We start from the raw sequence: 12,215 nt of genomic DNA, 5'->3' as shown, positions 1-12,215 counted from the left end.
TGTTTCTGGGGGCTACATCACCTTCCGGTTGAACTCAGGAAAAAATGCCTCGATAAATCACTCAGTTTCACAAAATAATGTTTATAAAACCGGCTAACAAGCCGGTTTTATACCCTTCAAATTCCCTTTATTAAAAACTAATTAATATACCAATCAGCCCCTAAACTGAAATGATCAGTCAATGATCTTTTGACATCACAAATCAGGAATAAACCCTTCTTCCCGCAGAACCTTAATCACCCCACGTATCAAATACGAGTTAGAAAACTTCGCCGTATAGATACGAGCCCCCTGTTCTACCGGCTGGAGCAGTCCCCGTTCAATCAACTTACCAAGCTGATAAGTCACCTGCGTCGGTTTCAGGTCTGGCAAAACGGCGCGGAGATCGCCCGCTTTTATCGTCCCCAACTCGACAGCGCGTTTCAGAACCTTTGATTCTAGCGGGTTTATCAGCCCTCGTTCCGACGAAAAATCGATGGCCGGATACAGGATCTTTTCGCTCAGGAAAGCGTGGTTCGTCAGTTGATCGACTTTCTTCAGCTCAGAGGAGATCCCCGAAAGCACATATATGCACCACTCTTCCAGCCCCTGCTCTGTTCCCTTATCGGCTAACGAAAGCATGGCGTAATAGCGTTCACGATCGTTACAGAATACCGCTGTCGGATTGAGAACCCGCCCCCCCGTCTGAACGTTAAAACCATACTTGATAAGCAACGCATAGGTCAGCAGTCTGACCGTTCTGCCATTACCATTGCCAAAAGGGTGTATCCAGCCAAAGCGGTGATGCACCAGAGCAATCTTCATCAGATCGTACTTTGGCTTATCGGCATGGTTAATAAAAGCGGTCAGTTCCGCCATATAATCAGGAACGCGGACGTGATCCGGCGGTAAATGGTCAGACTGAGCAATGCTGACGTTATGTTGCCGATATGCGCCGGGCGTTCTGTCCCCTTCCTGTTGCAGCCCGGCGACCGCCAGACTATGCAGCTCGCGAATAAAATATTCCGTTATGTCATCGCCATTATTCAGATATTCGTCAATGAACTCCATCGCCGCTTCAATATTGTTGATTTCTTTAAGCTGGTCCGTCGAACTCTGCGTTCCTTCCACCTTGCTTTCAACATAGTCGGCAAGCGTGGTGTGGTTTCCCTCAATCCTTGCAGAGCCAAGACTCTCCAGCATGTGGAATACGGCCTTTAACTGCGCAAACAAGATAGGGTGAACGTCGGTTTCCAGCCGCAGGTGTCGGAGTAATTCGAGCTCCGTCAGCGCATCGACTAACGGGGAATCAAAGCTGGGGTTCAGCAGCGAAAGTTCAAAGTGATTAAATTGAGCCATGATATTTAGTTATCTCAACTGGTGCATGACGGTATCTCAAAAGTATAGCAAAAATACCAATAGAATCTATAAATTAGAAAACACACCAATTTTTATTATCTCAAAAATCGTTGTTCCAACATATCAAATTTATGTTTGAAAGATGTTCAGCGCGAAGGGCAGCGGGACTTTGCCTGCATAGTGCAAGCATGGATTTTTTAGCGCCGCTATGTGTGGACCTCAGACCGTTATGTATGAACCTGACTCCACACATAACGAAGCCCCTACCCTTAAACAACGATTTTTCGTGATAACCCTCACAAAACCAAAGCGATTTTTTGTGGGGGCCTTCGTGGGGGCGCTATTTACGAGAAATACGAATAAAACCAATGACAAACAGTGTGTTAATCGTGGATATGATTCCGAGTCCGGCACCAAATTCATATAAACCGACCTCCACGGAGGTCCGTTTTTCGTTTCAGGACGCCACAATTTAAGCGTTCTGCCTACAAATCAATTCTACCGAACTCAACCAGATTCCCCCACATCAACTTTATTGTGTGGGTATACCCCAGTTCGACGGAATTATGTAGTGATATGATGGACGCCCCTTCCCAAAGGGGTTAGTACCATACTTTTACTGGCTGCATTAATCCAGAAGTAACATCACATGAATACGATCAGGGTTGTTGGTATCAATATTACCAAATCTGTTTTTCAGGTCTGCGTCTGGATGGATGATGGATCTGTCGCATGGAATAGAAAAATCTCACGCTCGAAATTGCAGTATATCATTCGACAATTCTAGTCCGGAACACTAATCGCTAAGGAGGCTTGTTCGATTTCTCATTTTTGGGGAAGAACATTCAGTACTATGGTATACCTCGCGAGACTGCTCCCTGCACAATATATAAAAGCTTTTGTCCGCAGCCCGCGCCATCTGCAGTTTCTACATCAGACCAAGTGAATCACTCCCCTCGCCCTCCACGGACGCCAGCCTGAATACTGCTGGCGTTTTATTTATTAACAGAAAGAAAACCTAATAATGTCAGACACAATAATCACTCGCCCGGAAGTGCTCACCGGACATACTGAAATTCTCTGCTCCACCAGTATCAGACACGTTGCGACCGTACTTAATACTACGTTACAACAAACCGAAACGCTTATCCGGCAGCAAAGTGAAATCTCAGCACTGACAGCAAACATTGATGGTAAAACCGTCCTGAACCGGTCGAGGAAGCAGGGTTTTCGCTGCGGTTATTGGCTGATTGAGAAACCTGAAACGGCTATGAAAGCCATCATCTGCTATCATTTAGGAATGCAGACCTTCTATTACTTTTTGATTTTACACCATAATAAACAGCATTAATCTGCGTCTTCATCAATAAATATCCACGAAACTTCTTAAACAGTTTCATATCTGGTTTAAAATCAGCCTGCCAGAATTGGTGCAAATGCCCTTGATACGTCAACCCCTTGATGTCGTACAAGGCATTACCCATCACTTTGAGTGGTTTGTTATGAATCAGTGCAGAGATCCCCACTGTACTGTTAATTGTCACTACCGCTTTTGCATGGCGTAATAATTCCGGCATTGGGAGATCGTGTACGTATATGACTCGCTCGCCTAAGCCATATTCCTTACTCAACTGCTTGATTAATGGTCGATAGAGTCTGTGACCACGATCCATCGGATGATGTTTGATCACCAAATAACTCTCTTTCGGTGCCTTATGCGAAAATGAATATACAACTTCGTTAATATAATCACGCACATCATTATAATTGCTGTGATTACGAATTTGGCTATCGTTATAAACTTGTAAAATAACAAGATAGTAACGTTGGTCCAGATCATTCACTAACCGGGTCAATACGTTACGTTGCATTATTTTGTAAAATAGCTTACGCCAGTACGCACGCCCCCAGCAACGAGCCTCATACCAAGGAGAAAATGATTTGTGATGACGATAGCGAGTGAACTCATGTCGGTAATGCCATCCCATCAGGTAATACCACATCGCATGACCAATACGTTTCATCGTTGAGGGTTTTAAGTTCTCAACATGCGGTGCAGGCATATCTGGTAATTTACGATAAAAGTCAGGATCGCGCGGCAGCGATGAATACGCGTTTACACCGTCCTCTTCAACAGTAATAAATTGCGGACGTAAATATCCTTCTTCAAATGCCAGAAAGCGGATCCCTTTAGACTTTGCCCAACGTTTTGCTTCTTTGTGCAATGGACGGCAGTCACCAAAACAGAGGATGGTATCAAAGTCAAATTGCCGATGGATATCTCGTAACCAACCAGGAAACTCTTTCGGTGTTTGGTAATAAGCCAGATAGTGTCGATGACGGCAGTAAAAACGATCCCCTCCATTGAATACAACATTCACAGCATTACGACCTAATGACTCTAACCACTCGGCAACGTCATTGAAAAAAGGTCCCATCGGTCCCTGCAATAGCAGATATTTTTTACCAGATAATAAAATGCTCAGGGCATTATTTTTCATAATAATCAAGTGATAGTTAACAATAAAATTTATCAGTTCAGCTAATATTATAAGAATATAATTGATTTTCGATAATAGCGTATAAGTCGCCTCATTATTTTCTGATAAAAACACCGGATTTGATTGATGCTTGAATTAAATATTCTGCAGATTCTCTAACTGCAATAGATTCCAGTCGTATAGGGAGTATATAATATTGGATAAACATAGATCGCATCTGCGAATCTTAATCTACGCCCGTGACGCAGGGAAAATGGCATTCACCAACATTATATCTGTATTCAACTCTAGATTTTAAAGTACCTGTCATTATTAAAAAAAACGTCGTCACAAACATTCCCTAAAAAAATTATGGAAATATATTTTATCATAAAACCAAGACAGTTTATAAATATAACCATACACTAAACATAATTCAAAACACCACCAAATAAAAAATTAATAATGCTTTTTAATAGATTTCACATAGTGAGCGCCCTGAATAAAAATATTTCTGTCGCTACAGAAAAGTCGTTATAAATATACACCCAACAAATAAATAAAAATAATAAATAGTTCAGCAAAGCATGACAACGATAACATTTATTAAGATAACAATAAGTTTATTACGCACACGATATTTACATCACTAAAACAATGGAAAATAAATCTATTTATCTAAGTACAAAATATTCTGCATAGCACATTACAAAATATAATTAAAAAAACCATAACAACTATGACACTATATTAATAGTTACAATATTTTTAGTAAAAGATAAAATATCACCACACTATATCCGCCATCAAAAATTAAAAATTTGATGTTAATTAGCTAATACGTTCCTCTTGCTGGATGCTTAATCAAACAATCCCAAACTGCCCTGCAATAATAATATATTAACTCAAAAAAATCATCAGGGTAAAAGTGAACGAAGATGCCTCAAAGTTTGTGCAAAAGAAACTAACTTAATTCGCCAACGCTGCCACCACTTAACACCTGCCGTCGTAGCTTTTTTTTGAGTAGATAATAGATGAATTAATTGTTCAGGGCTGCACCAAAGCCCTGACTTCCAATCTATATAACGCGGATATTTTACTAATGCAATGTATACTAATGCACTCAACGTTAATGTACGATGGCGTCTTTCTGATGGATGCTTATCTTGTGTTAATCCCCAGCCACTATAAAACGGCTGTCCCCATGTCGTAACCTTCACTCCTTGAACTAGTGCCTCAAATCCACTAAGCGAAGTCATTGTATGTAACTCATTTATGTGTGGATATAGAGATTCTAGTCTAATATCAAACACTTGGCTATCAACACAGTGTGCTAAACAACGCGCCGAAATAGTACCTTTTCGATTGCCCGATACCACATCCGGATGAGGTTTGAACAGAATATGTGCATTCGGTTTAGCTTCACGCACAGCCCATAACAACTGTTCATTGCTGCGGATAATCGGGCTACCACACAAAATGGATGCATCACCATCAACCTGACCAACCACTAGAATCAACTCACGTCCGTCGTTGGGGGGCTCATATTCTTGTGTACTCCCCACGTTGTATTTACTGACTCGTGATGATTGTAATTGCGCTAATAATGATTCTGCGCGCGCTTCTTCTTTCGCATCTAAAACGTACGTAGTGAGTAACTGCTCAAGCTTGCTCGGACGGCGGCTATCAAAATAGATTCCAACGGGGTCAATCGAGAGTGATGAAGGTCGACATAAATTAGAGCCCAATCCGTTGGAGCGGATAAAACCATCTTCAATCCGGATCACTGATTGCAGTTCAGGATAACGGTTTCCCCACACCAACACCTGTTCATCATCTTTTAACTGAGAGGGCACAGTACGAACAAAACAAAGTTCATCTGCCAAATACGCACAAAATGTGCGCATAAAAGTACGCTTCCACAGAGAAAAACCAACGAGATAAAGACGACGCCAAGATTTGGGCTCTACCTGCTGCTGAGCCAAAATCGCTACAACATCTTCTACCTCACAACGTTTTCCCAATATAGGATCTAAATAACGCGGATAACGGATCAACGCCGCCGCAACTAAGCGGGGCAATGAAATAGATGAAACGCCTTCGGCTGACATTGCTTCTTCACGGCGTATACAACGTTTACTGTCATGCGTTAACCCCCACCCAGCATAAAATGGCATACCGAAGCAATATACAGGTTTGCCTAACAGCAACGCTTCAAAGCCAACCTGCGATGAAACTGTGTACACCGCATCCACCATACGAATTAGTCTATGCGGATGGCAAGGTTCACTCACTACCTCAACATCAGCCAGTCGAGGATCACGCCCCACTAAACGTGCTAACACGCCGCTTTTTTTGCTAAAGCGTGTATCTGGGTGTGTTCGCAACAATAGACGCGCATTAGGGTGATTACGGCGAGCCTCGACCACCATAGAAACAAAATCAGCTTCGCTAGCAAGAGCCCCAGAAATTGACAAGTCTCCCGCTACTTGATCCACAAGCAAAATACGCGGTCTTGGATCATCCAATAAACGTGCTAAGTTTGAATGAGCCGTGAGGGTGAATAACTCAGGTTGTATCTGTGTCGGTAAATCTAAAGAAGGCCCGTCAGTAGCACGGACAGAGCCATTAAATGTATGCTCAGTGCTATTGGTATAGCAGTTATATTTGGTGATTCCTAAACGCAAAATATCAGCGATCAGCTGCTCAGCGCGCGCAAGTAAGGCCGTATCAACAGGTTCAATAATAAGCTGTTCTAATTGACTCAATTGGTGTGCATCATAATATATACCCAGAGGGTCAGCAATAAGAGAAACCGCCTTTCCTCCTTTTGCTGGGTGCCCGATATAGCCAATAAAACCATCTTCAAGTTGCCAATAAGGTATTCCTAACTCTTGAGCTTTCTGTTTAATCTGCTTAGTATTAGATTTTTTCCCCCAGCCAACTAAAACGTCATTTTTAGAAAAAGCCTCGTTTCCTTTCATATAAAGTAATGGGTGACCAAGCATAGGCTCAATATTATTTTTTCTGGCAAGAATCCCTTTCGATCCCGTATATAAATACATGTTGTCTCTGTGAACTGAAGATTCTCTACAATGGTGTATAAAGTGTGATTTAGATGAACAGCTCTGCAGTCTCTAATGACTTTGCAATACTATCTTTTGCTGAAGTGAGGATGTCCGCCTTTAACTCGGGCCACTTAATACCAATCGTGGGATCATTCCATGCAATGCCTCTATCACTGGCAGGGGCATAATAATTGGTTGTTTTATACAAAAATTCGGCCGATTCAGTCAGTGTTACAAAACCATGGGCAAATCCTTCCGGAATCCATAACTGTCGTTTGTTTTCCCCTGAAAGATGAACGCCAACCCATTGTCCGAAGGTCGAGGAGCTTTTGCGAATATCTACCGCTACATCAAATACTTCACCGGCCACGCAACGCACTAACTTGCCCTGGGCATGGGGAGGTAACTGATAGTGCAAGCCACGCAGTACCCCTTTAGAAGATTTGGAGTGATTATCCTGCACAAAGGTAACTGGATATCCTACCGCCTCTTCAAACAACTTGTGATTAAAACTCTCAAAGAAAAAACCGCGCTCATCTCCAAATACTTTTGGCTCAAAAATAAGCACGCCAGGAATTGCTGTCTTGATTACATTCATCTATATACCCACATTTAATTCAATCTTTTTAGGGGAAACATATTCCCTCCCCCTTTTCAATTACATCACGCCTTGTCAATGATTTTTAATAAATATTGTCCATAGGAGTTTTTTGCCAACGGAGCAGCAAGCTCACGAACCTGGTCGCCACTAATGAACTTCTGGCGATAAGCAATCTCTTCCGGACAGGCCACCTTCAATCCCTGACGCGTCTCGATGGTCTGAATAAAGTTGCCCGCTTCAATTAGGCTTTCGTGGGTACCTGTATCAAGCCAGGCATAACCACGCCCCATCATTGCCACCGATAGATTGCCTTGCTCCAGGTAAATACGGTTCACATCGGTGATTTCCAATTCACCACGCGGCGACGGCTTGAGACTCTTGGCAACTTCCACAACGTTGTTGTCGTAGAAATAGAGGCCGGTGACTGCATAGCTACTCTTAGGCTTAAGTGGTTTTTCTTCCAGTGAAATAGCGGTACCTTGATTATCAAATTCGACCACTCCATAACGTTCAGGGTCGTGCACATGATAGGCAAATACAGTAGCACCGGTCTCTTTGGCCGCGGCTGCCTCCAACTGTTTCTGTAGGTCATGACCGTAGAAGATGTTATCCCCCAGCACCAGTGCACACGGGTCTGAACCAATGAATTCTTCACCCAGAATAAAAGCTTGTGCCAACCCGTCTGGGCTTGGCTGAACCTTGTATTGTAAATTCAGTCCCCAATGGCTGCCATCACCCAGCAATCGCTGAAAGCGAGGAGTATCTTGTGGAGTGCTAATGATCAAAATATCGCGAATACCAGCCAGCATCAGGGTGCTCAGCGGGTAGTAGATCATCGGCTTGTCATAGATGGGCAACAACTGCTTGCTCACCGCCATAGTAACCGGATAGAGACGGGTGCCAGATCCACCGGCCAGAATAATACCTTTACGTTTAGTCATGATGCTTGTTTCTTATTTTTAAATTACATAAGAATAAAGTGGCTTGAGCCACATCTTTCTGTTTTATCTTCATCTGTGGTTTACTTGCCCAGGATCTCAGTCAACATCCGCTCAACACCGACTGACCAGTCCGGCAAAACCAGCTCGAAGGTGCGCTGGAATTTTTTAGTATCAAGTCGAGAATTACGTGGGCGTTTCGCCAGGCTGGGGAAGGCGCTGGTCGGCACCGCATTAAGATGTGTGACCGCCAGTCCAACTCCTGCGTCTCTGGCTTTGTCAAACACCAGCTGGGCGTAGTCAAACCAAGTGGTAGTTCCGGAGGCAACCAAATGGTACAGCCCGGCAACGTCGGGTTTGCTCTGCGCAACTCGGATTGCATGGGCGGTGCAATCGGCCAGCAACTCAGCTCCAGTTGGAGCGCCAAACTGATCATTAATTACCGATATCTCGCGACGCTCTTTGCCAAGACGCAGCATAGTTTTGGCGAAGTTGGCACCGCGCGCAGCATAAACCCAACTGGTACGGAAGATAAGGTGACGTGAGCAGAGTGCCGCACCATGTTCCCCTGCCAGCTTGGTTTCGCCATAGACATTGAGCGGGGAAATCACATCGGTTTCCACCCAGGGACATTCACCACTTCCATCGAAAACATAGTCGGTGGAATAATGTACTAGCCACGCACCTAATGCTTCAGCTTCTTTGGCAATAACCGCCACACTGGTTGCATTGAGTAACTCGGCAAATTCCCGCTCACTCTCCGCTTTGTCGACTGCAGTATGGGCCGCTGCGTTAACAATCACATCCGGCTTGACGAGGCGTACCGTTTCAGCCACCCCTGCAGAATTGCTAAAATCACCGCAATAGTCGGTGGAGTCAAAATCAACGGCAGTGATGCGCCCCAGAGGCGCCAATGCACGCTGCAGCTCCCAGCCTACCTGACCATTTTTGCCAAACAACAGAATATGCATCAGGTACGCTCCCTATAGTTTTGTTCAATCCAGGATTGGTAGGCACCACTCTTGACGTTGTTAATCCATTGTTGATTATCCAGATACCACTGTACGGTCTTGCGAATACCAGACTCAAAAGTCTCCTCTGGCTGCCAATCCAACGCAGCGCTCATCTTGCTAGCATCAATAGCATATCGGCGATCGTGTCCAGGGCGATCCGCCACATAAGTAATTTGATCGCGATAAGAGCCAGCTTTCGGTACCATCTCGTCAAGCAGATCACAAATAGTATGTACTACATCCAGGTTCTGCTTCTCGTTGTGACCGCCTATGTTATAAGTCTCCCCGACCAAGCCAGTGGTCACTACCTTGTAGAGTGCTCGTGCGTGATCTTCCACATACAACCAGTCACGAATTTGGTCGCCTTTACCATAAATCGGCAGCGGCTTGCCATCCAGAGCATTGAGGATCACCAGCGGGATCAGCTTCTCGGGAAAGTGGTAAGGGCCATAGTTGTTGGAGCAGTTAGTGACAATGGTTGGCAGGCCGTACGTACGGTACCAGGCACGCACCAGATGATCGCTGGAAGCCTTGGAGGCAGAATAGGGACTGCTAGGAGCGTAGGAGGTAGTTTCGGTAAAGAGCGGCAATGCCTCACCGGAGGCTACTTCATCCGGATGGGGCAGATCGCCATATACTTCATCGGTAGAAATATGGTGGAAGCGAAAAGCCGCCTTGCGCAACTCGCCCAGACTGCTCCAATAGGCGCGAGCCGCTTCCAGCAATGTATAGGTGCCTACGATATTGGTTTCGATAAAGTCCGCTGGCCCTGTGATAGAACGATCAACATGGCTTTCAGCAGCCAGATGCATCACGGCATCTGGCTGGTGCAGAGCAAACACCCGATCCAGCTCAGCACGATTACAGATATCAACTTGTTCAAACGAATAACGCTCACTTGACGATACACTGGCCAAAGATTCCAGATTGCCAGCATAGGTGAGTTTATCCAGATTGATAACGGAGTCTCCAGTATCACTAATGATATGACGCACCACGGCAGAGCCGATAAAGCCAGCTCCGCCAGTAACGAGAATCTTCATATATTTCGCTCTCTTATTTTACAATTAACAGCCATTAAAAAATAAACTTGTTGATTCCGATACATTGAAATATCGGGATTCCGAACTCAATATTTTTATATGCTTTTGTCAAGCAGACTTTATATCCACTCTGTATCACTATGCTTTCTGGTATACAATAATCCATCATTGATGCAATGATACACACATCAATGAATACGGTTTATGATTATATAAACAAATTATTTTTATCAAATATATTTTAGTAAAGAGAACTATAGTACAAGGAAATTCAAACACTAAACCAGCACATAATATATTCAACCATATTTATAGTCTTCATTAAAAATTATTTACACAGTTCGAAATTCCAAATCTCTTTATTATAATGAAATTGGGTCTCTGCAAAATATCAACACCAATACATGTATTCCCATCTATAGACATTTATAAAAACATGAGATACACCTGTTATCTTATACAAATCTAAAATCTAGAACCTGAAAGAATCCAGCGCATGAAATAGGGTCAATTCTTATTTTCCGTAGCCGATCTTCACTTGAACCCGGGAGAATAAAAGTTACATGTGTAATTCCTGGAGAAACAGAAAAACTTATGGCATCTTTAGGTGTAAATGCAATACTTGAATCTCTAGAAAAGAAAACATTTCCAAATGATGCAACATTAGAAAAAAACGATAATTTACACTTCAAATTGCCATCCGGAAGACAACCTAATTCAAGTTGAGGATCGTTGCCTCTAGATAAAAAAATCAACTTATTGGTGTCGTAAACCTCAACATGCTTATTAATATGAATCAACCTATCCTTAAAAGCATCAAGTGAGTTATTTTGTGGAACCCATGAATCTCTTTTGATACTTGACATTAAATCATCAAAGTAAAAGCCACAATCCTCTTATAAAAAGAATACAACCATTTATTTTTTGAGTCCTCAACAAAATGCCCAAGATTCGAAATATATGAAATAGACTTCTTTTTATTTTTATTAATTAGTTTTCTAAAATCATCCTTGTTATTATTTTTTCTTTAAACGCTGATGATATTACAAATGAAATAATGCCCATTTCTCGAAGTGTTCTGGGTAGGTTATGTGTAGCATATGGTATAGTATACTCATCGATCCATTTTATATGTGATTTCAAATAATTAACATGGCTAACATCCCACCGATCTTTTACATCATACAGGATTTTTATTGATTCGACACTGATTAACTCACTTGCAAGATTATCTCTTATAATTGGATATCGGTTAATATCTTTCATCCATGACTGAGGTATTTTTGCATTTTGAGCATTTAGTGTTGTTTGAGGAGCAGTAACGACAGCACGGCTTTTTAACCTGGCAGCACACAAGAGAGCACCATACCCCCCATACTTTGTCCGTATACGATCCTATTAGTATGATTTTCTGTATTTGCATTTGCAATATTAATAGCTTCGTCTAACTCATGGGTTTGCCACCAATGGTTTGCAAGCGCAACAAAAAAAACGCCGCTAAACCCCAGAGATTGAATGAAGCCATCACCATACAAATCCTTTGGATTTGCACCATGTCCTGAAAAGATAAATATTAAATCTGATGTTGACACATCATCGATATATAAAGCTATGTGCTACCCTTTATAAATCAATATTTTCCTATTTAACATTTGCTATCGACTCTTAAAATTTGAAGCCTTATTAAATCCCATCATCAGAAGATAAAATTATCACACACATTAAAAAACTGTT

At 42.7% G+C, this 12,215-nt stretch carries 9 protein-coding genes and 1 pseudogene; 1 reads left to right on the top strand and 9 read right to left on the bottom strand.

Translation table 11 applies throughout. From position 1 onward, the window contains the following. Nucleotides 1-195: 195 nt before the first annotated feature. Nucleotides 196-1,338 carry a Fic family protein gene (locus FEK46_RS06600; protein ID WP_135559798.1) on the bottom strand — a complete coding sequence of 381 codons (1,143 nt, stop codon included), beginning with the start codon at nt 1,336-1,338 and terminating at the stop codon, nt 196-198. A gap of 1,024 nt (nt 1,339-2,362) precedes the next feature. Between FEK46_RS06600 and FEK46_RS23980 the strand changes: the two are divergent. Continuing rightward, nucleotides 2,363-2,620: pseudogene (locus FEK46_RS23980) on the top strand (restriction endonuclease subunit M); the annotation flags it as partial. Here the strand turns inward: FEK46_RS23980 and FEK46_RS06580 are convergent. The 8 genes from FEK46_RS06580 to FEK46_RS06545 all read right to left on the bottom strand — a co-directional run bounded on the left by FEK46_RS06580 (nt 2,619) and on the right by FEK46_RS06545 (nt 12,073). After that, entirely contained in the window at nt 2,619-3,839 is a 1,221-nt protein-coding gene (locus tag FEK46_RS06580; RefSeq protein WP_135559800.1) for a capsular biosynthesis protein, read from the bottom strand. The pseudogene FEK46_RS23980 and the gene FEK46_RS06580 overlap by 2 nt on opposite strands. An 896-nt stretch (nt 3,840-4,735) precedes the next feature. Then, complete coding sequence (locus tag FEK46_RS06575) at nt 4,736-6,883, bottom strand: capsular polysaccharide biosynthesis protein (RefSeq protein ID WP_135559801.1); 2,148 nt, start codon at nt 6,881-6,883, stop codon at nt 4,736-4,738. 49 nt (nt 6,884-6,932) lie between these two features. Then, a complete protein-coding gene (gene rfbC / locus FEK46_RS06570) occupies nt 6,933-7,484 on the bottom strand; it encodes a dTDP-4-dehydrorhamnose 3,5-epimerase (protein ID WP_135559802.1) in 552 nt (183 codons plus the stop codon). Between the two features lie 65 nt (nt 7,485-7,549). Continuing rightward, on the bottom strand, nt 7,550-8,428 hold the full coding sequence (gene rfbA, locus FEK46_RS06565) for a glucose-1-phosphate thymidylyltransferase RfbA (protein WP_135559803.1): 879 nt from the start codon (nt 8,426-8,428) through the stop codon (nt 7,550-7,552). Nucleotides 8,429-8,508: 80 nt separating this feature from the next. Further along, a complete protein-coding gene (gene rfbD / locus FEK46_RS06560; protein ID WP_135559804.1) occupies nt 8,509-9,396 on the bottom strand; it encodes a dTDP-4-dehydrorhamnose reductase in 888 nt (295 codons plus the stop codon). Next, a complete protein-coding gene (rfbB, locus tag FEK46_RS06555) occupies nt 9,396-10,481 on the bottom strand; it encodes a dTDP-glucose 4,6-dehydratase (RefSeq protein WP_135559805.1) in 1,086 nt (361 codons plus the stop codon). The genes rfbD and rfbB overlap by 1 nt, the downstream gene beginning before the upstream one ends. Nucleotides 10,482-10,936: 455 nt before the next feature. Continuing rightward, nucleotides 10,937-11,347 (bottom strand): hypothetical protein, encoded by a 411-nt coding sequence (locus FEK46_RS06550; protein ID WP_135559806.1) that lies wholly within the window; start codon nt 11,345-11,347, stop codon nt 10,937-10,939. A gap of 471 nt (nt 11,348-11,818) precedes the next feature. Further along, nucleotides 11,819-12,073, bottom strand: a complete 255-nt coding sequence (locus FEK46_RS06545) for a hypothetical protein (RefSeq protein WP_138194661.1) — start codon at nt 12,071-12,073, stop codon at nt 11,819-11,821. Nucleotides 12,074-12,215 lie beyond the last annotated feature (142 nt).

Origin of the sequence: Escherichia sp. E4736, assembly GCF_005781225.1 — a bacterium.
GTDB lineage: Bacteria > Pseudomonadota > Gammaproteobacteria > Enterobacterales > Enterobacteriaceae > Escherichia.
Note: the sequence above shows the minus strand (reverse complement) of the source record. Positions and strands in the feature narration are given on the sequence as shown.